Annotated in this window: 21 protein-coding genes; 7 read left to right on the top strand and 14 right to left on the bottom strand. The window is 38.3% G+C overall.

The genetic code is table 11. From position 1 onward, the window contains the following. Positions 1-54: 54 nt before the first annotated feature. Positions 55-1,701 carry a malonate decarboxylase subunit alpha gene (mdcA, locus tag RWU19_RS10615; protein ID WP_123837572.1) on the bottom strand — a complete coding sequence of 549 codons (1,647 nt, stop codon included), beginning with the start codon at positions 1,699-1,701 and terminating at the stop codon, positions 55-57. Between the two features lie 6 nt (positions 1,702-1,707). Further along, a complete protein-coding gene (locus RWU19_RS10610; protein ID WP_123837571.1) occupies positions 1,708-2,619 on the bottom strand; it encodes an ACP S-malonyltransferase in 912 nt (303 codons plus the stop codon). A gap of 119 nt (positions 2,620-2,738) precedes the next feature. Here RWU19_RS10610 and RWU19_RS10605 point away from each other — a divergent pair, with 119 nt between their 5' ends. Beyond that, complete coding sequence (locus RWU19_RS10605) at positions 2,739-3,596, top strand: LysR family transcriptional regulator (RefSeq protein WP_002287551.1); 858 nt, start codon at positions 2,739-2,741, stop codon at positions 3,594-3,596. Positions 3,597-3,780: 184 nt separating this feature from the next. Here RWU19_RS10605 and RWU19_RS10600 read toward each other — a convergent pair whose 3' ends face one another. Beyond that, positions 3,781-4,143 carry an MmcQ/YjbR family DNA-binding protein gene (locus RWU19_RS10600; protein ID WP_104764232.1) on the bottom strand — a complete coding sequence of 121 codons (363 nt, stop codon included), beginning with the start codon at positions 4,141-4,143 and terminating at the stop codon, positions 3,781-3,783. Between the two features lie 143 nt (positions 4,144-4,286). On the opposite strand from RWU19_RS10600, the gene RWU19_RS10595 reads away from it, so the two are divergent. Next, positions 4,287-5,726 (top strand): helix-turn-helix domain-containing protein, encoded by a 1,440-nt coding sequence (locus RWU19_RS10595; protein WP_123837570.1) that lies wholly within the window; start codon positions 4,287-4,289, stop codon positions 5,724-5,726. Positions 5,727-5,732: 6 nt separating this feature from the next. Here the strand turns inward: RWU19_RS10595 and RWU19_RS10590 are convergent, their stop codons facing one another. The 4 genes from RWU19_RS10590 to tdc all read right to left on the bottom strand — a co-directional run bounded on the left by RWU19_RS10590 (position 5,733) and on the right by tdc (position 13,315). After that, positions 5,733-8,285 carry an HAD-IC family P-type ATPase gene (locus tag RWU19_RS10590; protein ID WP_123837569.1) on the bottom strand — a complete coding sequence of 851 codons (2,553 nt, stop codon included), beginning with the start codon at positions 8,283-8,285 and terminating at the stop codon, positions 5,733-5,735. A 112-nt stretch (positions 8,286-8,397) separates the two neighbouring features. Then, on the bottom strand, positions 8,398-9,729 hold the full coding sequence (locus RWU19_RS10585; protein ID WP_123837568.1) for an amino acid permease: 1,332 nt from the start codon (positions 9,727-9,729) through the stop codon (positions 8,398-8,400). Continuing rightward, positions 9,695-11,173, bottom strand: coding sequence for an amino acid permease (locus RWU19_RS10580; protein ID WP_123837567.1), 1,479 nt, complete (start codon positions 11,171-11,173; stop codon positions 9,695-9,697). Before RWU19_RS10580 ends, RWU19_RS10585 begins: the two co-directional genes overlap by 35 nt. Before the next feature lie 306 nt (positions 11,174-11,479). Further along, complete coding sequence (gene tdc / locus RWU19_RS10575; RefSeq protein WP_123837566.1) at positions 11,480-13,315, bottom strand: tyrosine decarboxylase; 1,836 nt, start codon at positions 13,313-13,315, stop codon at positions 11,480-11,482. Positions 13,316-13,784: 469 nt separating this feature from the next. Between tdc and RWU19_RS10570 the strand changes: the two genes are divergently transcribed. Further along, the gene (locus RWU19_RS10570) at positions 13,785-15,212 is read left to right on the top strand and encodes a helix-turn-helix domain-containing protein (RefSeq protein WP_123837565.1); all 1,428 of its coding nucleotides are present in this window, start codon (positions 13,785-13,787) and stop codon (positions 15,210-15,212) included. A 160-nt stretch (positions 15,213-15,372) separates the two neighbouring features. Here the strand turns inward: RWU19_RS10570 and RWU19_RS10565 are convergent, their stop codons facing one another. Both RWU19_RS10565 and RWU19_RS10560 read right to left on the bottom strand, forming a co-directional pair. Further along, positions 15,373-15,738 (bottom strand): DUF1622 domain-containing protein, encoded by a 366-nt coding sequence (locus tag RWU19_RS10565; RefSeq protein ID WP_002292507.1) that lies wholly within the window; start codon positions 15,736-15,738, stop codon positions 15,373-15,375. After that, entirely contained in the window at positions 15,735-16,100 is a 366-nt protein-coding gene (locus tag RWU19_RS10560) for a DUF1622 domain-containing protein (RefSeq protein WP_010731843.1), read from the bottom strand. The genes RWU19_RS10565 and RWU19_RS10560 overlap by 4 nt, the downstream gene beginning before the upstream one ends. A 432-nt stretch (positions 16,101-16,532) precedes the next feature. On the opposite strand from RWU19_RS10560, the gene RWU19_RS10555 reads away from it, so the two are divergent. Further along, on the top strand, positions 16,533-16,661 hold the full coding sequence (locus RWU19_RS10555; RefSeq protein WP_002287569.1) for a hypothetical protein: 129 nt from the start codon (positions 16,533-16,535) through the stop codon (positions 16,659-16,661). Between the two features lie 56 nt (positions 16,662-16,717). Next, positions 16,718-18,412: an oleate hydratase gene (locus RWU19_RS10550; protein WP_002292503.1), complete on the top strand. Its 1,695-nt coding sequence runs from the start codon at positions 16,718-16,720 to the stop codon at positions 18,410-18,412. A gap of 404 nt (positions 18,413-18,816) precedes the next feature. On the opposite strand, the gene RWU19_RS10545 is transcribed toward RWU19_RS10550, so the two are convergent. After that, positions 18,817-19,677 carry a hypothetical protein gene (locus RWU19_RS10545; RefSeq protein WP_123837563.1) on the bottom strand — a complete coding sequence of 287 codons (861 nt, stop codon included), beginning with the start codon at positions 19,675-19,677 and terminating at the stop codon, positions 18,817-18,819. Between the two features lie 290 nt (positions 19,678-19,967). Here RWU19_RS10545 and RWU19_RS10540 point away from each other — a divergent pair, with 290 nt between their 5' ends. Then, positions 19,968-21,101 carry an alcohol dehydrogenase catalytic domain-containing protein gene (locus tag RWU19_RS10540; protein ID WP_002292500.1) on the top strand — a complete coding sequence of 378 codons (1,134 nt, stop codon included), beginning with the start codon at positions 19,968-19,970 and terminating at the stop codon, positions 21,099-21,101. A gap of 30 nt (positions 21,102-21,131) precedes the next feature. After that, entirely contained in the window at positions 21,132-21,446 is a 315-nt protein-coding gene (locus RWU19_RS10535) for a YrhK family protein (RefSeq protein WP_002292499.1), read from the top strand. 136 nt (positions 21,447-21,582) lie between these two features. On the opposite strand, the gene RWU19_RS10530 is transcribed toward RWU19_RS10535, so the two are convergent. The 4 genes from RWU19_RS10530 to RWU19_RS10515 form a co-directional block, all read right to left on the bottom strand. Next, positions 21,583-22,041 carry a GNAT family N-acetyltransferase gene (locus tag RWU19_RS10530; protein ID WP_002292498.1) on the bottom strand — a complete coding sequence of 153 codons (459 nt, stop codon included), beginning with the start codon at positions 22,039-22,041 and terminating at the stop codon, positions 21,583-21,585. Positions 22,042-22,262: 221 nt separating this feature from the next. Then, entirely contained in the window at positions 22,263-23,516 is a 1,254-nt protein-coding gene (locus RWU19_RS10525) for a PTS sugar transporter subunit IIC (protein ID WP_002316009.1), read from the bottom strand. A gap of 28 nt (positions 23,517-23,544) precedes the next feature. Next, positions 23,545-23,862, bottom strand: coding sequence for a PTS lactose/cellobiose transporter subunit IIA (locus tag RWU19_RS10520; RefSeq protein WP_002292496.1), 318 nt, complete (start codon positions 23,860-23,862; stop codon positions 23,545-23,547). A 24-nt stretch (positions 23,863-23,886) separates the two neighbouring features. Continuing rightward, complete coding sequence (locus RWU19_RS10515) at positions 23,887-24,207, bottom strand: PTS sugar transporter subunit IIB (protein ID WP_002292494.1); 321 nt, start codon at positions 24,205-24,207, stop codon at positions 23,887-23,889. Positions 24,208-24,225 lie beyond the last annotated feature (18 nt).

Here is a 24,225-nt window from a genome sequence, read left to right as displayed (position 1 = left end):
CGTCTTTCTTCTTCCATCTGGGTAAATGGCGACAAAAGGTTTTCCTCGCCAATTTTATGACCAAGTTCTGAATTTCATTGGTGGTTCATACAGGCCATCTGACCATTCAATTAAATCATCGATGGTTTGTGCAGCTAATAATGAACGTTTCGCTTCACTACGTTTGATGCCTAGATCTTCTGGTAATTTCACGATGCCGGCTGCACGCAAACGGTCTAGTGATTCTTTGGTGCTTGTCATCCCAAGAGGTGTGACACCGCCAATGGCTGCAATTGCTGCTTGTCGTTCTTCTTTTGTTTTTGCTTTGTACAAATAAGCAATTCCTTCTTCTGTCACGATATGTGTAGTATCTTCGCTATAAATCATCACTGGTGCATTGGCTAAGCCTGCTTGTTTTTGAACAGCTAGTGCATCTAATTCTTCGACAAAGACTGGTTTTTTATTTGAACCATATGTTTCAACCATTTGAACAACTAATTTTTGGCCTTTCCCTAATGGATCATCATTGTCGCGAAGTGATTGCCATGCTGGTGTAGAATGACGACGACCGCCAGGATTATGTCCCATGTTAGGCGCACCGCCAAAACCAGATAAACGTCCTTTTGTTACGGTAGAAGAGTTTCCTTCGTAATCTAATTGCAAGGTTGAACCGATAAACATATCGATGGCATATTGTCCTGCAGCTTGTGATAATGTTCGGTTACTGCGCATCGTGCCGTCTTTACCGACAAAAAAGACATCGGGGCGAGCAGCAATATATTTTTCCATACCAACTTCGCCGCCAAAACTATGGATGCTTTCAACCCAACCTGATTCGATGGCTGGAATCATCGTTGGATGTGGGTTCAATACCCAGTTCTTCGCGATTTTCCCTTTCAACCCTAGTGATTCGCCATAAGTTGGCAGTAACAATTCGATAGCTGCTGTATTGAATCCAATACCGTGATTCAAAGATTGTACGCCGTGTTCTGCGTAGATTCCTTTGATTGCCATCATTGCTATTAGGATTTGCAATTCTGTGATGTTTTGAGGATCTCGTGTGAATAAAGCTTCTAATTGATAAGGTTTATCTGCTTTCACGACAACGTCTACCCAGTCACCAGGGATATCTACACGTGGTAAAGAATCGACAACTTCGTTGACTTGAACGATCACGATACCATCTTTGAAAGCTGCAGCTTCGATGATTGTTGGTGTTTCTTCCGTATTGAAACCTGTGTACAAGTTGCCGTCTTTATCTGCTTTATCTGCAGCTACTAAAACAACATTTGGAATCAAATCGATGAATAAGCGTCCATAAAGTTCCAAATAAGTATGGATATCACCTAATTTCATTGTGCCGTCTTCAATCATTTGGGCGACACGCAAGCTTTGTGCACCAGCATAAGAAAAATCGATCTTACTTGCGATTCCTTTTTCAAAAATATTCAAATGTTCTGGTCGTGAGATACTAGACATGATCAAATGCAGATCATTCACTTTTTCTGCATCTACTTTTTCAAGACTTTCTGAAAGAAAACTTGCTTGTTTTTGATTGTCGCCTTCTAATACAACTTTGTCGCCGGGAGCAATCAGTTTTTCCATTACTTCTACGATTTTTTCAGTTTCTACATACTTGCCATTGAGCAAGTTGCTGATTTTTTCCAATCGCTGCGCTTTTTTTTCGCGTTTAGAAGCCCAGTTGCGGTTTGGTTTTTCCATAATTAGTCATCTCCATTTTTGATATAGAAACGTGGCGTCATCAATACCATGTTGGTCTAGATTGATCGTACGGATCCCTTTATCTACACCAAATTTTGTATGAATCAGCTTTGTCAAAGTATTGCCGGGGGGAAATTCAATCGTCAGATCCATTCCTAATTCTTTTGCCAAGTCCATCATTTGGTTCCATTGCACAGGGAAAGCTAGATTTTCCAACAGATCTTTACGAATCTCTTCTGCGTCCTGAGTGGCTCTTCCATCCGTATTTTTTATATACAAACATCTGGCATCAGATAGATGGACAGACTGCATATACGGCTTGAATTTCTTGACTGTATCATTCATCAAGAGACAATGAGATGGCACAGGAACTTTCAGCAGCTTCGCTGTTTGCGCTTGGCGCCGTTTGGCTTCTGCCAACGTAACGGATAAACCTTCGATACTCCCAGATAGCGTATGTTGCATCGGACAATTTTCATTTGACAGATAGACTGGGTGGTCAGGATCAAACGTTTTTGCTACAATTTTCTCTGCTTCGCTTCTCGTCACACCTACTACTACGCCCATTGCATAACCGCTTGGATAAGCTTTTTTCATTAAGACTGCGCGGTGATAGACTAGTTCCGCTGCATTCTCAAATGTCAAAGATCGACAAGCAACAGCTGCACAAAAAGCACCGATTGAATGTCCTGCTGCAATATCAGGCTGAATACCGTTTTTTTCCATTTCATCTAAATAAAATACTGCTTTTGTCAGTAATGCTAGCTGGATAAAAACCGTATCTTGATAGTTTTCTTCTTTATCAACTAACCGATACCCCGTCACATTTTCTAAACGTTCCATGTACATTTCAGGGATATCCGCTAACATCCCTAACTTCTGACTGCCTTGCCCAGGAAATAAGAAACCTGTACTCATGAGCCTCGCCTCCTTAGCACTTACTTTTTCCACTGCTATCTTAGTCAATTTCTGCTATAATAAAAAATGCCAAAAAAAGAAAAAACCATAACAAAAAGGTATGGATGGGATGGATAATTATGAAATTGCTTCATCTACAGTATTTTAAAAAAGTGTTCGAAACAAAAAATGTCACCCAAGCAGCCAAAGAATTATTTATTTCTCAACCTGCCTTGAGCCGTGCGATCAAACATTTGGAAAACGAATTAGGAGTCCCTTTGTTTTACCATAGCGGCAGAAATATTGAGACAACTGTTTATGCAGAAGAATTCTATCCATATGCAGTCAAGACATTAGACACATTAGAAGAAGGAATCAAATTATTGTCTTCGGTCAATGAGAAGATCGTTACTTCCGTCATTTTGTATTTAGAGGTAGCTTCTGTTTCTATTCCGAACTTGGTCCGAATTTTTATGGAAAAGCATCCTGATATCCAATTAACGATCATGCAACATCATTTACCAGATGATATTACCGATCCTGTACTATACATCACTTCGGAGATGAAGCCTGGCATGACCAATATTCCTATCATGAAAGAACCTGTTTATGTAGCCATTCCTAAGAAACATCCTCTTGCGAAAAAAGAACATCTGCAATTAGAAGATATCCAACGCACCCCCATCTTGATGCTGTCAAAGAGCAATGCCTTCCGTCATACACTGGATGCAGCACTTGAAGCGAAAAGTATCGAATTGACGATCAGTTCGACGACAGATGATCCTGCGACATTACGTTCTATTGTCAAGCAAGGCTTAGCCGTTAGCTTTTTCCCAAAAGTTTCTTGGTCTTACGATAAAAATGATCCTTTCGTCTTGCGGGAAATCAAAGATTTGCCCTTGACACGAACAATTTATTTATCTTCTAGCTTCACAGAAGATCATCCTTTGATCAAAATGATTGCAAAAACGATGCGGGAATTTTATTTAGGAAAATAAAAAAAAGAGCTGGGACAAAATTCTTGTCGCAGCTCTTTTTTTGAACAAACGGTGTTCCAGAAGTAACTTCTTCAGAAATAAGCCCAAATTCCCCAAAAATTTGAGAAGCAATTTTCGTAAATTCCTTCTTATTTCTTGAAGCTAACCACTTCTGTCACAACCTCTTCTCTATTTTTCCTAGAATTCATTGCGTTGATTTGAAACTTCCATCAATCAAACTTGCTAGTTCATCTAGTTTTTCTATTTTACGTAGATCAACAGAGATCCAATGTTCTTTATTCATGTGATAGGCTGGAAAATACCCCTCTTTTCCTCGCAAAATTCCGCCAAGTTCAGGATCGACCTTCAAATCAAGGATGTCGATGATCATATGGTCACTTGCATCATCATAGATTTTTTCTTCTGGAACAGACATCAGGACCCCAAACCATTTTTTGCTTTTTTGATGTCTGAATACGCAATAATCAGGAAATTTTTTAAAAATATATTCTGGAGACAAATTGTATGTTTCATCGATGTGATCGATTAGTTCTTTTTTCGTTAGCATCTGCTTCCATCTCTTTCTTATTGATTCACTTTATTCAAAGATACCACGTAAGAATAGAAAAATGAATACTGGTTGAAAGATCAGTTGAAACTTGACCACCGTTTATTTTCTCCGTATTCTTAGAATAGAAGGGAGTCTGATTTATGTATTCACTAATGAAAAAAATCATTACCGAAAAAGATATTCGACGTCATGTTTCTTTAGTCGAACAATTGCTGAATCATACAAAGATAACCGTAAATGAATTAGCTGAAATCATAGGGACAACCGAACGAACGATTTTTTCTGACCTTCAATCTATTCGCTCTCAGCTGCCCGAAGGCTGGGACATCTTCAGCGATCAAGCAGGGATCAGTTTGCAAAACCATCAAAATTTATTAACAAAGGACCTTTGGGAGATTTTTTTCAAACAATCAGTCAGTGTCGAACTGCTGAAAAATCTGCTTTTTACAAAAAAAGTTGCTGTCCCTGATTTTCTAGCGGATCACGGGCTTTCTTATGGGACATTGAAAAGACATGTGACTAAAATCAATCAGCGTTTAGCAAGTTACGACTTGCAGATCGATTTGACGAAATATACAGCTTGTATTCTTGGAAAAGAGCGTGCGATTCGTACTTTCTATCATCGATTGCTGATTCCTTTCACTCATAACAACTATTTTTTCGAGGATTATTCGATCCATGAATCCCATTATTTTCAATTTTTAAGAAACCTCAGTCAAACTGAACTAGCTGTTGAAACAGAAGAGATTTTCGGAACATGTTGGTTCTTTATCAATACGATCCGTATAAAAGCGAATTGCCGATTAGATTCTTCTATCCATATCAACAGCACACTCTCCTCCCTGTATGACTCTGCATTGAAAAAATTGTATTTAACGGAAGGTATTTATCTTAAAGACACTGAGCTTTCTTTTGCTTCTTTCTGCTTTCTGGAAAGTTGGAATTACAACAATAACTATGGACAAGAAATCGCTCGCTGCCTGCATCATTCTCCATTTTTAGAGGTCCTCGAAACGTTTGTAGAGGAACTAGCTTCAGAGCTGTCTCTTGATCAACTAAAAAAAACATCTCTGACTGATAACTTGGCTCTCCTCGTATTAAAATATCATGAATCGCCGATACTGATTGAACCTTTGGAACGCCAATACCATCGTTTTTTAGAGACGTATGATCAGCAATATGCACACTTGTATCAGCAGAAAGAGAATTTACTGAACGATCTAAAAAAAGAAATGGAAATCAATGAACCAAATTACTTTCTTCAACTCTTGTCTTTACTGATCCAACAAACGATTTTTTCTATCAAACCGAATTTGTTCAATGTCTATTTTATTTTCCAAGGAGAACCTTCATGGAAGGCGTTCTTGCAGCAGGAATTAAAAGATTACTTGGGAAAACGTGTCTGCTTCTTACCTATCGAACTAACCGATCTTTCCACTATTTCTTTTGAAAAAACAGATATCTTGATTTCCAATTTCCCTCTGGATTCTCTAGATATCCCTATTGTATACATTTCTTCTATTCCAACGAAAAATGAGCTCAATCGTTTGACTGAACTCACTTTCAAAACTTTTTTATAGTAACGGCTAGCGACTGAATTCTCTAGCTGTTTTTTCTTTTTTGCGAAACAGTTTATTCATGATCCCTTTTTCTATTTCTACAACTAAGAATAGAAGAATCACATTTGCCCCAATCAATAACTGTTGTGTCATCGTTAAACTTACTGTACCGATCAGCTGCTGGCCGCTTGGCAGAAAAATAACCATCCCCTGCAATAAAGCAAGGATACCCAATGAAAGAAAAAGCGATTTGTTTTGCAAAAGACCTTGGTTCAACGACGGCTTGGACAACTCTCTGCAATTGATCATGTAAACAGCTTGAGCTAAGACGATATTTTGCAGAAGAATGGTTTGCTGTAAGCTTTGCCCTTCAAATTGCATAGCCAATAAATAGGCAGGAACCATGATCAGTAGTGCGACATAGATGATCCGAAACAAGTGATAACCTGATAGGATTCCTTGCTTTGGATCTCTTGGTGGACGCTTCATGATTTCTGGATCTGGCGACTCGAACCCTAATGCATAAGATAAAGTGATTGTCGTTACCATATTGACCCATAAAATCTGTACTGGGGACAAAGGTAGCGGCCGATTCAGTATCAGCGCCCAAATCAAGATCAATCCTTGAGCTAACGCAGTTGGTAAGAAGAAATTGATGGTCTTTTGCAAGTTATCCAAAATACGCCGACCTTCTTTTACGGCTTTTGCGATCGTATGGAAATTATCATCTCCTAAAACCATATCAGCTGCCTGTTTGCTTACTTCACTACCTTTGATTCCCATAGCGATTCCTATATCGGCTCTTTTCAAAGCAGGTGCATCATTTACGCCGTCTCCGGTCATTCCGACGATTTCTCCATTTTTCTGCAAAGCTTTCACGATTCGCAGTTTGTGTTCTGGTGTCGTTCGAGCAAAGACATCGACTTTTGGTACTTGTCGAATCAACTCTTCTTCAGACATAAGATCCAAATCGATCCCTTCTAAAACTTTAGCAGTATGTTTTAAGCCAATTTGTTCCGCGATCGCTTTTGCTGTATCTTTGTGATCCCCCGTAATCATTTTCACTGAGATCCCTGCTTGTTGGCATTCCTTTACAGCTTTGACTGCACTTTCTTTTGGCGGATCGATCAACCCAGCAATCCCTGCAAAAGTTAATTGGGTTAAAGACTCATGCGTGAGTTCCTGTTTCGAATCTACTTTTTTGTAAGCAAATCCTAAAACACGCTGACCTTTTTTCGCAAACGCTGTGGCTGTTTGACCCCATGCTTCTTGTTCTGAAGAAGAAAGAGTTGATTTAGCCAATAATACTTCTGGCGCACCTTTGACGTAAATCACCGCTCCTTTTCCCTCCGTATGCATCGTTGCCATATATTTGTATTCAGAGCTGAACGGAATCTTTGCTTCTATTTTTTTCAAAGGCAGATTGGCTGTTTCAGTGTGTCGAATCAGTGCAAGTTCTGTCGGATTGCCACTTAAATTTTCTGTTTTCTGTTCTTCTTTCGTCTTTAACTCCTGACAATTTTTCATAATAGACAGTACGCGAGTTTCTTCCTTTGCTGCTATATCCACAACTGTCATTTCATTTTTTGTCAATGTCCCTGTCTTATCTGAACAGATCACTGTCATAGAACCTAATGTTTCTACAGAAGGCAGTCCTTTGATGATTGCCTTTTCTTTTGCCATTTCATTTACTCCGACAGATAGGATCATGGTCAAAACAGTTGGCAATCCTTCAGGTACCATTGACACTACCAAAGCGATCATAGCTGAAAGAAGGATAGACCAATCCATGCCATAGCGGAATGTTGTAAAAACAACTAAGAACAAGATCAAACAAAGAATGCCTTGAAAAATTTGTTTGTTCAATCGGTTGATCTTCTTGATCAGAGGCGTCGTCTGTTGTTCGACCGATTGCAGTGCTTGATTGATTTTACCGATTTCTGTCGTGTTTCCTGTTTCTACAACGACACCGACTGCAGAACCAGATTGTACAAGTGTTCCTGAAAAAGCCATATTTTTCTGGTCACCGATTGATTCTTCTGCTGCCAAAACGGTATGATTTTTCTCAGATGCTTCTGATTCTCCCGTCAAAATCGATTCTTCCACTAGTAGATCATGTACTTCGATCAACCGAACATCTGCTGGAACAACGTCTCCAGCACGTAAGACAATGACATCTCCTTTTACTAGTTCTTTCGCAGGAATTTTTTCTTGCATCCCGTTCGATAGTACTATCGCTTCTTGTCCCATCAGCTGCTTCAAACCATTCAACGATTCTTCTGCTTTTCTTTCTTGCCAATAACTAACGAGTCCGTTGACGATCACTACGAATAAAATAATACTTCCTTCGATGTATTCGCTCGAAGCAAATTTCAAAAAAGAGGCAATGATCAACACGATCATCAGCAGATCAGTAAAGTGCTTTACTATTTTTTTCCATCGTTTTGTCTGCTGTCTTGCTTCTATCTCATTATATCCTTGATCAGTCAGGCGTTTCTGCCGTTCTTCTTGCGACAAGCCTTCTGTTGATGTTTGATAGTTTTTCAATGTATCTTCTACCGTCAATTTATACCAGTTCATCCTATCCCCTCCTACTTAATTGATACTTTTATTATACGTAAGGAGATCTTTCAGGCGTATCGATTATTTCAGAGAAGTCTGAAATAATTCGTTTTGCCGGATATATCTAGACTTAATTGATATTTCTATTGCTTATTCTTTTATATACAAAATTTAAGAAAACAAACCAGATAACTAATAAAAAAGGAATAAAACGTGTCGTTCTTTCGAATAACAAGCTGAAAGCAATGGCCGCAAAAAATACCAACAAAGTAAGGTCTTTATATCTTGCTGTAGTGTTCCGTTTCTTTTCTTTAACAAATTGAATATGTGCACATAAGATCGAAGACCACACAAATAGAAAACAACTCGTTGTCATACCTGCCAAAAGCTGAAAAAACAATCGACTATCAGCGACAAAAAAATGTAGACAAAGGCCTACAAGAAATAACGTTCCTGTAATCAAAATACCGTGTAAAGGTACGCCTTTCTTAGAAAGCGCACAAAACCAAGGGGGCAGACTTTTTTCTTTTGCTGTTTGATATAAGATCCTGCTAGTACTGTAAACCGCACTATTTGCCGAAGACAAAGAAGCAACCAGAATCATCAGATTGACGATTGCTGCCCCGCTTTGGCAATGGATCATTTGCAACATAGTGACTAAAGGACTTTCTTTTAAATCTAAACAATGCCATGGAACAACGAATAAAATCGACAGAATCGTTCCTACATAGAAAAAAAGGATACGCCAAGGCAGACAGTTGATTGCATTTTTCAAATTCTTTTGTGGGTCACTCGTCTCACCAACTGTTAATCCGATCATTTCAATTCCAGCAAAACTGAATAAAACCATAGGAAATGAAGCAATCATTCCAGCAAAGCCAAACGGGAGTAATTCATTGAGCTGTCCAAAATTTGCTTTGATTCCGATAGACTGGGTATGAAAATATGAGACGCTCAAACCTATACCCAATAAAATAAAAAGAACAATCCCCAAAATCTTGATGATTGAGAAAAAAGATTCCAATTCGCCAAACCATTTGACGGCAACAAGATTGACTGCCATTAAGATCATTAATGCACTACCTCCGCTTATCAAAGCTGGTACATGTACAAACCAGAAATGGATATACAATCCTATTGCTGTCAATTCCGCAAGTCCAGCTCCAAGCCAGCAAAGCCAATAAGTCCAATTGACAAAAAAGGCCCACTTTTCACCCAAATAGTAGTCAATGAAATCACTGATAGAGTTAAATTTACTATTTGCTAAAAACAAATCACCCATAGCCCGCATCAAGCCATAAATAGCCACACCGCATATCAAATAGACGAGAATAACAACTGGTCCTGCCAGTGCAATTGCCTTTGCTGAACCTAAGAATAATCCTGTTCCAATTGCGCCACCTAGTGCGATTAACTGGATATTTCGATTAGTTAGAGTCCGTTTCATTGCCGGTTTTTCCATCAAGTTCACCTTTTTCTTTTTCAAGCAGCATGGCGACTTCCTGTTCCCAAGAAGGTTTCTTTATTTTTTCAATACATAGTGGTACTACAAACAAAATGACACTGATGGCTGTGACTGCAATTAGATTGATCCATGTTCCAGCTTTCATCGTCAGTCCGACAGAAAAGCCGATTGCCGCAAATAAAACAATAACGATCGCCCAGACGCCAAGATTGCTTTTGTTCTCTTTTTTTCCAATTCTGAATGGACGGTTCAACTTTGCATGTGTATAACGTAATCTCAAAACCGAGATCCCCATAATGACATAGACGATACAATAGATTACAGTAGTTGAATTAACTAGCATCAAAAATGCTTGATTGACGCCAGGAATCAGCAAATAAAAAAGTGCAAAGATTGAGATAATGACAGATTGAGTCAAAATAACGGATTTGGATACGTCAAATTGATTTGTCTTCCAAAAATTGAATTTTGGTGGATACGCACCTTTTCTAGCACTTTCTGTCACTGTCTTTGCAGGTCCTGATGCCCAAGCAGATAATTGGACGGCCACACCGATGAAGACAAGCAAACTAAACAGATTCACAATAAGATGCGGCAAACCGAGAATTTGGCAATAAATCGAAATAGATTGTGCGATATTATTCAATTCCATTTGACCTTTTGGTACGACATTTGCTACAACCAAAGCATTCAAAATATTGACGAAAAATATAAAAATCAGCGCGGCAAATACCCCACGAATATACGTTTTCACTGGATTCTTCAATCGAGTGATATACACGGAGGACATTTCGATGCCAGTAAAAATAAACATGATCGGCGCAAAATAAACAAATGAGGATGCAGTCGTACTATCTGGTATTACTTTGTCCCATGAAAAATTGCCTAATGTTCCGGTTGGTACGATTCCAACTTTGATCCACGCAGCAAGCCCTAATAAGAGCATCATCGTCAAAGGCACATATAGACCTAACCAAACACCGATTTTTCCGCCGATTTTTGCCATGTCGAATGTTAAATTCAAAAAAGTGATGATCCAATAAACAACTAAAATAACGACTAATGTAAATTTGCTGTTCAGCCCAAGCGGCACATTATCGATAATATTACCAAACAACGGAGCGAGTGCTGAAGCAACCATCACCATCCCTGGAAACATTTGGACCCATAACAGCCAGGAGACAACGAATCCCCATTTTTTTCCTAGAGCATTCGATACCCAAAGTTCTGGACCACCTTTTTGAGGAAACATTCCGGCAAATTCACCAGAGATCAATGAGATCGGAAAGGCATATAACAATACGGCAACCAGCATGTAAAAAATCATCGTCCAGCTCGTTGCTGCCACATCTGGAATATTTCGTACACTTGCTACAAGGGCACAGGTCATCCCGATAAAGGTCATGGTCGTGATTTGTTTTGATGAACCAGCATCTTTCATCTTTATTCCTTCTTTCTTTCAATAGCGACATGTTTTTCGTTTTCTTTTATTTTTGTTCAAGAACAAAAGTGACAAGGCTTCATCGATTCAGTACAAAACCCAGTATCACCGAAACATCCATTGAACGAACTTAGTGAACTGGGTTTGATACGTGAAACGAACGAACCAACTATAGAAAGATTTATAAAAAAGAATGTCTTGCTAAGGAATATATGAAAAACAGGGGGAAATACAACTGTTTTGATGAGGCAAATAATTGTCTGTTCTCCATATGTCTCTTGCTATTCTTTCACACAAAAATCAGTTCTATTTGATGATTTCGTTTAGTTTCTTTTCCATTGCTTTGGCGATTTCTTTTGTATAAAAATTGAAAATTCGATCATCATTCAAATAAGGAGTCATGATAGCCGCACGTAGCAGAGTGATTTGCTGTTCTTTTTGCCATTCTTCTTTCGATAGACCCATTCTTTCAATAAAACGGATCGGAGAATCACCGTAATCTTCTTGTGTGAATGTCGTATGAGAAGTAATAAACCGTTCACCATAAACGTCGCCATCCATATAAGAAGACCGATCGAACATTTTTTCATTTAATTCATTGATAGCGTTCAAATCTGTACAATCTTGTTCTTTGAATACCCAATTGACCATATTAAAATCAGGATGATTCAGTGGATAGACTTCGATCGTTTTTCCTTTTACAGTAAAGTGTAATTGTTCTAAAAATTCTCTGAATCTTTGAGCTGCTTCGATTGATGCACCAATCAATTGACCATATCCGGTCACATTCAATGGCAATACACGATGAGCTGTCCAGACTGCAGCAGCCGTCGCTCCAGCTTTTGATCCTTCTAAAATATAGGCACCTAGCATATCTGGTGCTTTGACTGATTTTTCAAACACATATGGTGCAAAATAAGAAATGATATTTCTCATATTTTTATGTTTGATCACGATTCCTCCAGCAGCATAAGGGACATAGCCCATCTTATGCGGATCAATCGTGACAGAATCCGCTTCTGAAATAGCTCTGAATCCTTCATATACCTCTTTGTCGATCGTTACGTAATGGTGGAATACATGATGCTCTTCAAAGAATTCAGCTAAGGAAGCATATGGCACAAATTCTCCTGCTTCGTTTAAAAACAGTGAACGCGCGTACCCGCCATATGCAGCGTCAACATGTAAATAGAAATAGATACCTTCATCTTTTAACTTTTCTCTTAACTGGATGATTTTATCTACACTGTCTACTTGTCCTTCTTCTGTTGTTCCTACGACAGCAACCACACCTAGAATCGGGATTTTTTGATCAGCTAATTCACGAATTGTTTTTTCCAAAGCGTTGATATCCATTCGATAATCCTCTTGAACTGGGATAGCAACCATCTGATCTAAGCCCACTCCGCAAATATCTAACGCCTTCATCCAAGAATAGTGTTTTGTTTGAGGAACCAGCCATTTCCCTAATCTTTGGATATTCTTTCCGCTACGAGAAGAAGCTGCTTTGACCTTATCCATCTCTTCATCCGTAAAGCTTTCGGTCATTTCCAAAATTTCTTCAACAGACAGATTCAAAAGAGCCCACTCAGACATGTTTTTCACTTTTTCAGGCAGAACTTCTTTGACAGCTAAAGGAATCGATTTGATGCAACGGGCGTACCATAATCCTTCAAGGTTAGCAATAGAACCATCTGCTGTAATATGTCCCCATCCGTCTACCATGTTGAATAGTGAGGCAAAATCCTGTCCTACTTCTGCTTCCATCTGCGAAGTTGCCATAGAAGATTCTAGTGCAACGTTATTGGGATTCCATAGCATCGCATAATTGTAAGCTAATAAAGCAGGCATCAGTGTTTCAGCGTTCATTTGTCCCCAGTAACGGCCTGCTGAATGCCAGGGGATCGATCCTGCGCGTAATCGCTGACTGACTTCATCCAAGACTTCTATCATATGGTCGCGGGTGGCTAGATAATCTGGAGTTAGCTTATCTCCTTCGCTAATTGCAGGCATATCTGAAGGAATATAATTTTCTCTCCAGCCAAGATGTTCATCTACCATCTTGTTCAACAACATTTTGTAAACTGGTCCATTTTCAGCTTTGTCGCCTATAAAGACGGCCTTGATATCCATATCTTTCATGTTTCTTCCCTCCATATTTCGTTGGTCAATGTCTCGCAGATACATGTGCTTATCTGTAACACCTCTTCACTATAGCGCCAAAAATGAGAAAATTTTTTTTATAACATCAAATTCACGTAGAATATTTCAAACAAAAATAAATAAAGTCGGATTTTTCTGATAATTGAACGTGGAAAAACGAACAATTTTTTAATAAATCAGACTTCTAAAATGGATGGTCTAAAAAAAACGAACAAATAACTTAAATGACCATCATTCATTCATCAACTGTATTTGCATTCCTTTTGCTTGTTAGAAATTCACAATCTATTTTCTAATGAAAATATTTATTTTTCAATTTTTATAACATAAAAATCTTTTATCAACGGAATTTACAGGCTTTTTCAGAAATTAATTGATGATTTCCAAAAGAAAACATGTCATAATATTTTTCATATTGTGCAAAAAAATACAAGATGGAGGCTTTACTATGATTGAAGAATATATTGAGAAGAATATTTTGAGACAGCTGTTTTTATGTGGACAATTCTATGTAAATAAAGAAGTCAATCTAGAAAAGCTCTCCAATCTTCTACATGTTTGCAAAACCACTTTACTCAATGATATCAATAACATAAAAAAAGAATTTGAAGAACAAATTGTTTATACACATCGGGAAAAGGATTGTTACACTTTATATTTTTCAGAACATATACCTCGATGTAAGATCATGCAGCAATTAACCCAAAATTCGTTGTTTTTAAAAACTTGCCTGCTTTATTTGGAAGAAGATGAACCTGATTATCTCCAATTAACTGAGTGTGAATTCATCTCTGTCAGCAAAGCTTACTCCTTAAAAAAACAAGTATTGGCTTATTTTCATGATTGTGGGATCGAAATCGACCGCTACTCCCCTCGATTCACTGAAATGGAAAGACGTCTGTTGCTTCTTAATGTGGCTTATCGTTTAGGCAGCTTTAAGTCCTGGGAGCTACCTGAATCGTTTTTTGAACGTGCGGATCGTTTCATTGAATCTGTAACGGAGAATAGCGGTAGATTTTATGATAAAGAAAATAAAGAAATCTTATCGATTGGTTTTGCTATTAGTTTCTTGCGCCAACAGTTGTGTACGGTGACAATAGATCCAACATTTATCGAAGAAATCAAAAAACGTCCTATTTACAATTATGTCGAGTCAGCATGGGAAACCACTGATTTCCAAACCTATTATAAAAAAGAAGAATTTGTCTTTATTTTGACACTGTTCAATCTTTGTAATTATGGTTTCCATTCTTATCAGTTGATTGCGGAAGATTTTCAACAGCTACACCAAGTGTTTATTGATAATACTCCCGAAATAAAAGAACTAGTTGCTACCTTTGAAACTCATTTCCGTCAAGAATTATTCGGGAATCAGCCATTTGAACGTGCACTGATTCATCTGATGCGTTCGGCTTGGGATAACTATCAATTATTCATGCCGGAAAAATTTTATCTTCTAAATGAGGAACAGGCAAATTTGTATAAAGACGTCCAAACACTTTTTTCCAGTTGGGCCAAACGGCTACCTTATGATCTACGGTTTAATCCTAATTGCATGCGAGCTTTTGTCATCGAATTGAGTGGAATTCTCCGTCTGACAAAAGAACGTCTGACTATCTATATCGTCACAAATTCGGATGTTCATTATCTGATTTATCGGGAAGCCTTGGAAGCTGTGACTACTTTCGATTTTCAAGTTGCACCAACAATTTATGCAAGTATATCTGATATAAAGAAGTATGCACAGCAATCCTCGAACCGAGTGTTATGTGAACGTACATTATATACACCAGATGCAGTCCAATATGAGAATATTATTCCTATTTCAATCAATACGATCGAACGAGCAATCGTTTCAGCTATGCAAAATAAATAAGAGGCTGTGACATGATGTTTATCACAGCCTCTTATTCTGAATAAACAATATTCCAAAAGTAACTTCTTCGGAAATAAGCCGAAATTTTCATAAATTTCTTCTTATTCCTTGAATCTGCCCACTTCTTAACAACCTCTCGATAAACGGCGGGCTCATAACCTCACTTATTTGGGACATCTACTGGCCCGATTTCTTTATTTAAAAAATAAGAAATGATCGTTCGGATAACTACCAATGCAGCTAGCTGGAAAATATCCTGCAAAGTAGGTTTGATAATCGATTCGATGATCCCAGCCGAAACAAGAATTTCTAAACTTAGGAGTATATAACCTCCCAACATCTTTTTAATAGCATTGTTCTCGCTGACTCGGTCGTTTTTCGCTTCTGTATGGACAAATAAGTATTTCAAGAAATCCTTAATCGACAGACAAACTCCCCAAATCAATAAACAGATAGCAAAAATATCAAGTCCCAGTACAAGTTTTTCAAAATATGGAAGAAGAAACTGCATCAACTCTGTCGTCATCCTACCTCTCCTCTTCTTTGTTTCTCTTTGTCTTCTATTTCCTGATTCAAGAAATAAGAAATGACTGTTCGAATGATAATAATAAGTGCAAGCTTCAAAATATCTGTCCAAGTCGGCTTGATAACTGACTCGATGATATCAGCAACGACTAGTACTTCCAAGCTTAACAAAATATAACTTGCTAACAGTTTTCTTGTATCTGCATTACGAGCATTACGTTCTGCATAGTTTTTCTTGACATGAGACCAATCAAAAAGTTTGAATAGAACAAGAACGATCCCAGCAACTAAGATACCGATAGAACAAATATTTAAAATAGCAATGATCCATTCTAGAAATTCAATCAAATTTGAGTGAAACATATAAGCTACCTACTTTCTTTTAATTTGTTCCTATTCTTTTATTGTAAAAGAAAGAGACCTTGTTCGTCTATTTAAAAGTTGTTTATTGATCACACCTTGCCTAAAATCCTCCTCTTCCCTTTCTCATTATTCACCATCCATACATCATGGAAGTATCCAAAACAACATAGCAAGTTAAAATAAGGTTTAGTCCGTCATCAGCTTTTCAAAGTGGCACTGTCTCGCGCTTTTTTTTTACCCAAATTTCTAAAAATAGAACCATACGTCTCCTCAAATCTTTTCTTCTTTCCTACCCTATTTTTAATTACAGGAAAATCAGACACTTCTTCTTTTTTGTCAAAATTTCCTTTTTCTTCTCACCCTATCATTTGGCATTCTCATAAAAACGAACTATCCTTGGATATAGAAAGAGAAAACAAGGAGGCGTTTTTCATGAGTAAAAAATTAATCAAAGTCGGCATCGGTTTAGGTTTGCTTGCCCTTGGCGCTGCATATCTAGGAAAAAAAACAGGGCTATTCGAAGATGACAGTCATTTATATGATGAATTTGAATCCATCTAGCATCCTATTTCGTTGAATCACTACGGACATACTTGGAAGACATTGGAGGAATCACAATGAGAAAAAGTAAAGCAATAATGATTGGTGCCGGTATTGCCAATATGGCAGCGGCTGTTTATTTGATTCAAGAAGGCAAATGGAAAGGGGATCAGATCACCTTTTATTCATTGGATGATCACGGTTCAAATGATGGTGCACCGACCGACACTGTAGTGGATGAATATTGGAATAAAAATCATCCATTAGAAAACCAAAAAGGCTATATTGCTCGAGGCGGTCGCATGCTTAATTACCGTACCTATGTAGATTTGATGGATCTATTAAGTCGAATACCTTCTGTTACTGAGCCAGGAATGACTGCTGAAGAAGATACGAGAGATTTTGATGCAAAACACCGTACCTTTGACAAAGCACGTTTGATGGAAGGTGGTAAAGGGATCATTGACGGCGGAAAACTGGGCTTCAACAACAAGGACCGTATTCTTCTGACTAAACTGATTGCCATGCCTGATTCAGAAGAAGAAAAACTAGACAATATCACTATCGAAGAATATTTCAAAGATGATCCACACTTTTTTGAAACAAACTTCTGGTTTATGTGGGAAACAACATTTGCTTTCAGAACACGTAGTTCTGCTCAAGAATTGCGTCGCTATATGCATCAAATGATTTATGAATTCACTCAAATCGAGCATTTAGTGGGCGTCAATCGAACACGTTACAATCAGTACGAAAGTATCATGCTTCCTTTGATCGAGTACTTGAAAGAACAAGGATGCAAAATCATTTTGAACCGCCGTGTCACTGACTGGGAATTCAAAGATACACCGATGCAAGATGAAATCACTGTCACTGGTTTGAAAATGACTAATACATTGACTCAGGAAGAGGAACATGTCACGGTAGATGAAGATACAGCGGTCATTTTCACGAATGGTTCCATTACAGATTCAGCTACTTTGGGAGATTACGAAACACCAGCTGTAGAAAATATGGATTATGGTGCAGCTTCTAGTCTCTGGAAAAAAGCCAGCGAACGTTTCTATAACTTAGGAAATCCCGACAAATTTTTCGCGGATCGAGATGCGAGCGAATGGGTCAGCTTTACTCTGACGACGAAAAACCACCTGTTATTGAATGAAATCACCCGTATCACGACTCAAGAACCAGGAAATGCCTTGAATTCATTTATTTCAACTACACCGATCACGCCATTAGGTCAAAAAGATGTCAATATGTCTATCGTCGTGCATCATCAACCGCATTTTACGTCTCAAAAACCAAATGAAACAGTTATTTGGGGTTATTTCCTTTATCCAAGACGACGTGGCGAATTTGTGGATAAACAGTATATTAAGATGAACGGAAAAGAAATGTTGGAAGAACTGATCGGACAACTTTCAAAAGTAGATCCTGGTCCAGTGAATATTCGGGAAAAAGAAACAGAGATTTTCGACAGCGTAATAAATAATATCCCTGTCTATATGCCTTATGCTTCCGCATTATTTAATAACCGTGCAAAAAGTGATCGACCAAAAGTCATTCCTAAGCATTCAACCAATCTGGCCTTTACAGGAGAATTTGTTGAGCAGCCTTATCAGATGATCTTTACTGAACAAAGTGCTGTACGTTCTGGAGAAATCGCTGCTTTCCATTTTGCGGGCATCCCTATGTCCCGTCTTGTCAAAACACCGCGTTACGACAAAGACATCCCTACTCTAGCTCGTGCCGCAAAAAAAATGTTTGAATAATCAAGAGGTTGTGAAAAAGCTGCCTTGCATCAAGTAATAAGAACAGCCAAGCAAAAACAGCTACTTATGTTTTTGACTTGGTTGGACTTATTACCGCAGATGCAAGCTTTTGAACACCGTTTATCAAGAGGGTGTGAAAAAGTCGTTTAGTTTCGAGTATTAAGAAAAATTTTGTGAAAATGGTTCCTCACATTTTTACATAAATTTGGCTTAATACCGAGAAACTGGCTTTTGAACACCGTTTACCAAGAGGTTGTGAACCTACCGTTTAGCTCTGAGTCACAAGAAGCAATTTCAAAAAATAGCTTCCTATGTTTTATGAATATTGTGACCGAGGAGTTGGTAGGGGAACCCCGTTTATTCATAACAAGAGGTTGTGACAGATTTCATGTCACAACCTCTTATTATTTATATCCGTTTCTTTTTGAAAAAACCTTTTTTTCAGTATTCACTCTCTTGCCAATCCACCATAATCCAGCTGCTATCGCTACTTCAACGATTGCTACTACACTAAAAAATTGGATGAATGACAAAATATATGTGTCTAACAAATGTTGGAGTGCTTGGGTTCGAATATCTAACTGACTGGCCATATCGTACAAATAGAGACTGACTGACAGACTTAATAATTGGAAGCCCGCACCTCCTATCACCACTGCAAATGACCAAAGAACTTTTTTCCAAGACATTCTGTATAAATAAAACACTCCGCTCAGCAATACAAGTAAGATACTACTGATCACTGGAAGAAAAGAAACCATTCGCTCTCGTATCGTCAATATCTGATCGATGAACGACATCAAATAAATTGACTGTATTCCTCGTCGAAAAATCCCAGAAGTCATATAGATGAGTAAATTGTTTTCTTCACTAGCAAATGGATCATCCTCTGCTTCTTCTTGTTTGTATGTATTGATTATCTCTTGGAGCTTTTCTTCTACTTCTTTTTCTCCGATCAGTTCTACTGGTTCTTTTTCATATCTGTTGCGGATGAAAAGCTCGATGTTTTTTTGTACTAGTTCTTCAGAAACAATCTTTTCCAATGCTTCAGCCGGAGCTCCGATCTCATAATGATAGCTTTGGATCTCTCGATTGATCTCAGCAGCTACTTTTTTCGCATAGTCCGATTGCATGTTTTGCTCTAACATAAAATGTTGATTTGCCAAGGTGCTTATTAAACAAAGCATAACAGTCAGGCAAAACAGGCAGACAGAACTAATCATAACAATGATCCGTTTATTCCATTTATTTTGAATTTGTTTCATTACGCCTCCTCGTATTTGTTTTTTTTCTGAAACGAATGATGGTTGGTTATTGTTTAAATAGTTAAAATGATTCAATAGTTCAACTATACTTTACTGTACGTAAGGATACAATGAAGGCACACTCCTTCTTTTTCTAATAAAAAAAAATTTTGGAACTCTTGCTTTTTTGAGGATTTTTATGTTGAGAAAAAAGCGTTTCATTATCAAAAAGATAAGAACTCCTTTAGAATGAAACTATCTGTAGTACCAATAATGCAGACAATTTTGTGAATCTGAAAGGAGCATCTCCAATGAAAGCAGTCACTTGGCAAGGAAAACAAAAAATGGAAATCAGAAACGTAGATGATCCAAGAATATTAGAACCAACAGACGCAATCATCCGTATCACAGCAACCGCCATTTGCGGCTCCGATCTGCATCTTTACCATCATGGTGAAGCAGTTTTGGAAAAAGGGTATGTTGTAGGTCACGAACCTATGGGAATCGTTGAAGAAGTAGGATCACAAGTTCAAACATTGAAAAAAGGGCAACGAGTGGTTATCCCTTTTAATATCAGTTGTGGTCATTGTCATTTCTGCCTGAATCACATGGAAAGCCAATGTGATGAATCAAATCCAGATCAGTTATATGGCGGGCTTTTCGGTTTTGGCAAGTTGAATGGCAATCATTGGGGTGGGCAAGCAGAATACCTAAGAGTACCTTATGCAGACTCTACGTCGTTTGTCGTTCCAGATAATAATCTTCCTGATGAAAAAGTTTTGTTTTTATCAGATATTTTGCCTACAGCTTATTGGAGCGTTGAAAATGCAGGCGTAAAAAAAGGCGATACAGTTGTGATTCTAGGATCTGGTCCAGTCGGTCTATTTGCTCAAAAATTCGCTGTAATGGCTGGAGCAGAGCGCGTGATTGCAGTGGATCCAGTACAACATCGTTTAGATAAAGCGGCTAATTACAACGGCGTGGAAACTTATTTCTTAGAAGACACAGCACAAGCTGGAACGGAATTGTATGAGTTGGCTAAAGGTGGTGCCGATGTCATCATCGATTGTGTAGGAATGGATGGGTTAGAACCTGTAAAAGAAAAAGCAAAAAATTTGGTGAGCCTACAAAGCGGCACGATTTCTCCATTACAGATGGCTTCGCAAGCTGTCAAAAAATTCGGAACCGTCCAAGTAACTGGTGTGTATATGACGCCAGCTTCTTCTTACCCGCTTCAAGAGTTTTTCATGCGAGATATTGCGGTCAAGCATGGACAGGCACCAATTATCCATCTGATGCCGAAAATCTACGAAATGATTGCAGAAGGACTATTTGATCCTACACAGATCATTACTCATTCGCTACCACTGGAAGAAGCAGCACAAGCATATGAGATCTTTGACAAAAAAGAAGATAAAAATATAAAAGTTGTTTTGAAACCTTGAAATCAGTAAAAAATACAGGTGATTTTCTTTATGCCCAAAATCAAACGAAATACCCATGAGATCGAAATAGGAAAAGAAGAAGATATCGAAATACGAGGACGTCGCTTCCGCTTCTATTTCCAAAACCGTTACACATTGATCTCACTAGCTGTCGACTTATTAACCGGGATTTTCTATATTTTTGGAAGCCTTGCTTCCTTAACTAAAATCCCCGATCGATATGGCACCTATTTTTATTTGGCTGGTGCTGTTTTCTTGACGATTCGTCCTATTCTCAGAATCGTTAGGAACATTTTCATTTACGACGAGAAAAGAACAAGGAAAAAGCATGGGAAGGCCGTTTAGCCTTCTCCATGCTTTTTTGTTATTCTTGTGTTGTGCATATTTCGCATACTGCGATTCGAAAAATTTCTAAGTATAGAACAATTTTTCGGTTTCCTTCTCTATATACTCACGTCTATGCTGTTTCATGTATCTACTCTTACAGCGTCATTTGGTACACTCGCACAGGAATTCCTTCATTATCCTGAGCCATCCCGATAAACTGCCAATTGTATTTTTCATAAAAATCCGTATGATCCGTCACAAGGTAAAGCACCTTTACGCCCATTTCTGCAAAGTCTTGCTTGATCGTTTCTAAAATCATTTTGGCAATCCGTTGGTTTCGGTAGTCTTTTTCAACAAACAGCGCACAGACATTCGGAGTCAAATCTACTCGATCATGAAAATCATTGTCAACAACACCTGCACCTGCAATAATCTCTCCCCATTCATTCAACACCACATACCATTGCGGAACCGATGTGTTTTTTCTCGTGCTTGCTTGGATACTTTCTTCATAAACAGCAACTGGCAGATGCCATTTTGAAGCAAACCATTCGGCTGTTTCTTTTATCAACGTCGGTCGATCCCGCAATTTTATGACTGTTCTTCTCTCCATTTGTACTCTCTCCCATTCATATTTGGTCTATTATAGCACCTTGTATTTCAAATAGCTTTCCAATCGCTCGATTTTTTTGAATGAATGGGATTTTTTATTTATACACAAATTTCAAGACAAATATACCTCGATTTTCTCATTCATTATTCGATCCTAAGTTTTAAATTACTTGTTTCCATAAAAAAACAGAACCAGATAACCGGTTCTGCTTTCTTTTTTCATTAAGCATCCAAAGCTTCTTTTCTTCTTTCTTGGATCGTAGCTACCTTGACGAACGGCAGATAGATCAAAATAGAAAGGATCAGATTGACAGCGGCCAGTACACCACCTGCAATACTCTTCGTTGCCAATACACCGCCAATAACTGGTGGTGTTACCCATGGTGGCATAACAGTAGCTGCTGGCACTAAACCTGTAGAAGTCGCAAAGTACGCAACACTAACTAAGACCATTGGTGTCAAAATAAATGGAATGAACATGATTGGATTCAATACGATCGGTAAACCAAACATCGTTGGTTCATTGATATTGAAAACACCTGGCGCAATCGACAAGTTTGTTACAACCATATACGGTTTGTTTTTACGTCCTACTAAATAAATAGCTAACAGTAAACCTAATGTTGCACCTGTTCCTCCTAAATTGACAAAGCTGTCGAAGAAAGGTTTGTTCACGATAAATGGTGCGCTATGTCCAGCTGCGATCGCATTGACATTTGCTTCGATTGCCGGCGCATTGATCGTTTGCATCAAAGGATCGACCATATTCGCCCCGTGTAAACCAAAGAACCATAAGAATGGTGTGATAAATGCAAGCAATAATGCAGATGGATAAGAGTTCGCAAGTCCCATAAATGGTTCTTGGACCACTGTATAGAACGAACCTACGATATCATCAACCCCAAATGCAGCAAAAATTGCAGCAACTAAAGCAAAGGCAGAGATAGTGATCATTGCTGGCAGTAATGAAGCAAATGCTTTCGCAACTGCTGGTGGCACACCATCAGGCATTTTGATGATCAATTTTTCATTTCCGCTTAAACGTACAAAGATTTCTGTTGAAATAATCCCAACAATAATAGCAATAAACAAACCGTTTGAGCTCATACCTAATGCTCCGCCTAAAGCAAAGAAAGAGCCTAAAGAAATCACACCTGCGGAAACACCGTCTTTTCGGTAGCCGTTAGCTAAATGATACGCAAGTAAGAAAGCAATCAAGACAGAAAGAATGGCAAATGTGCCGTTCCAAGCTGCAGCCCCGAATCCTTTCCATGATTCACCGCCAAAAATTGAATTCATCAATTCTTGGAATCCGGGAATCGGTAAGTTATTGATCATTACTGCTAATGCTCCTAAAATCATTAACGGCATACTCACCATAAATGAATCCCGAATCGCAACTAAATGCCGTTGTGCACCAATTTTTGATGCGACAGGTATAAAATGTTTCTCCATAAATGCAACAAATTTATCCATAAATCTTCCCTCTTTTCTTTACTGTGAATTACGCATCCAACCGACGATACAGATCAATGATTTCTTTTGCTAAATCTGTAAAAGCAATAGATGTCATCAGGTGATCTTGACTGTGAACCGTCAAAAGTGTTACTTCAACGTGGTTTCCTTGTGCTTCTTGCGTCAGCATCTCTGTTTGAGAGTGATGTGCTTGGACTAAAGATTCCTCTGCATCTTTGATTTTTTCATCTGCTAAAGTGAAATCTCCTTTTTTCGCAGCAGCAATCGCTTCCATTGCATCGCTTTTTGCATTTCCGCCAAACATGATCAGACCCATGATGGCTTCTAGATTTTTTTGATCTTCCATTTCTTGTTTCCTCCGATATTTTTATTATTTGTTTATTAGTTTTTCTGCTTGGTCGAGTACTTTTTCACCATTCATCATGCCATAGTCAGCCATATTGATCACATCTAAAGGAATGCCTTTAGGTGCTAGCTTTTCAGCAAATTGATTTTGCATAAAACGTACTTGCGGACCTAAAAGTAAAACGTCTACATTTTTAGATTCTAGTTGATTATCTGCATCTGAGGCAGAGACAGCAAAGATATCTGCTTCCATTCCTTTTGCTTCTGCTGCTTTTTGCATTTTTGTGACTAGGAGGCTTGTACTCATTCCCGCTGAACATACAAGCATGATTGTTCTCTTTTCCATTTTAAACACGTTCCTTTC

The sequence above is a fragment of the Enterococcus sp. 2STP genome (genome assembly GCF_032465635.1).
GTDB lineage: Bacteria > Bacillota > Bacilli > Lactobacillales > Enterococcaceae > Enterococcus_B > Enterococcus_B lactis.
Note: the sequence above shows the minus strand (reverse complement) of the source record. Positions and strands in the feature narration are given on the sequence as shown.

Bases quoted from the DNA above. Each gene is read 5' to 3' on its own strand.
- RWU19_RS10565 (WP_002292507.1), bottom strand. From the start codon at position 15,738: ATGACGACAGAGTTGATGCAGTTTCTTCTTCCATATTTTGAAAAACTT.
- RWU19_RS10530 (WP_002292498.1), bottom strand. From the start codon at position 22,041: ATGGAGAGAAGAACAGTCATAAAATTGCGGGATCGACCGACGTTGATA.
- RWU19_RS10610 (WP_123837571.1), bottom strand. From the start codon at position 2,619: ATGAGTACAGGTTTCTTATTTCCTGGGCAAGGCAGTCAGAAGTTAGGG.
- RWU19_RS10520 (WP_002292496.1), bottom strand. From the start codon at position 23,862: ATGGAAGATCAAAAAAATCTAGAAGCCATCATGGGTCTGATCATGTTT.
- RWU19_RS10515 (WP_002292494.1), bottom strand. From the start codon at position 24,207: ATGGAAAAGAGAACAATCATGCTTGTATGTTCAGCGGGAATGAGTACA.
- RWU19_RS10555 (WP_002287569.1), top strand. From the start codon at position 16,533: ATGAGTAAAAAATTAATCAAAGTCGGCATCGGTTTAGGTTTGCTTGCC.
- RWU19_RS10540 (WP_002292500.1), top strand. From the start codon at position 19,968: ATGAAAGCAGTCACTTGGCAAGGAAAACAAAAAATGGAAATCAGAAAC.
- RWU19_RS10600 (WP_104764232.1), bottom strand. From the start codon at position 4,143: ATGCTAACGAAAAAAGAACTAATCGATCACATCGATGAAACATACAAT.
- tdc (WP_123837566.1), bottom strand. From the start codon at position 13,315: ATGAAAGATATGGATATCAAGGCCGTCTTTATAGGCGACAAAGCTGAA.
- RWU19_RS10525 (WP_002316009.1), bottom strand. From the start codon at position 23,516: ATGGATAAATTTGTTGCATTTATGGAGAAACATTTTATACCTGTCGCA.
- RWU19_RS10535 (WP_002292499.1), top strand. From the start codon at position 21,132: ATGCCCAAAATCAAACGAAATACCCATGAGATCGAAATAGGAAAAGAA.
- RWU19_RS10580 (WP_123837567.1), bottom strand. From the start codon at position 11,173: ATGAAAGATGCTGGTTCATCAAAACAAATCACGACCATGACCTTTATC.
- RWU19_RS10595 (WP_123837570.1), top strand. From the start codon at position 4,287: ATGTATTCACTAATGAAAAAAATCATTACCGAAAAAGATATTCGACGT.
- RWU19_RS10590 (WP_123837569.1), bottom strand. From the start codon at position 8,285: ATGAACTGGTATAAATTGACGGTAGAAGATACATTGAAAAACTATCAA.
- RWU19_RS10570 (WP_123837565.1), top strand. From the start codon at position 13,785: ATGATTGAAGAATATATTGAGAAGAATATTTTGAGACAGCTGTTTTTA.
- RWU19_RS10550 (WP_002292503.1), top strand. From the start codon at position 16,718: ATGAGAAAAAGTAAAGCAATAATGATTGGTGCCGGTATTGCCAATATG.
- RWU19_RS10585 (WP_123837568.1), bottom strand. From the start codon at position 9,729: ATGGAAAAACCGGCAATGAAACGGACTCTAACTAATCGAAATATCCAG.
- mdcA (WP_123837572.1), bottom strand. From the start codon at position 1,701: ATGGAAAAACCAAACCGCAACTGGGCTTCTAAACGCGAAAAAAAAGCG.
- RWU19_RS10560 (WP_010731843.1), bottom strand. From the start codon at position 16,100: ATGTTTCACTCAAATTTGATTGAATTTCTAGAATGGATCATTGCTATT.
- RWU19_RS10605 (WP_002287551.1), top strand. From the start codon at position 2,739: ATGAAATTGCTTCATCTACAGTATTTTAAAAAAGTGTTCGAAACAAAA.
- RWU19_RS10545 (WP_123837563.1), bottom strand. From the start codon at position 19,677: ATGAAACAAATTCAAAATAAATGGAATAAACGGATCATTGTTATGATT.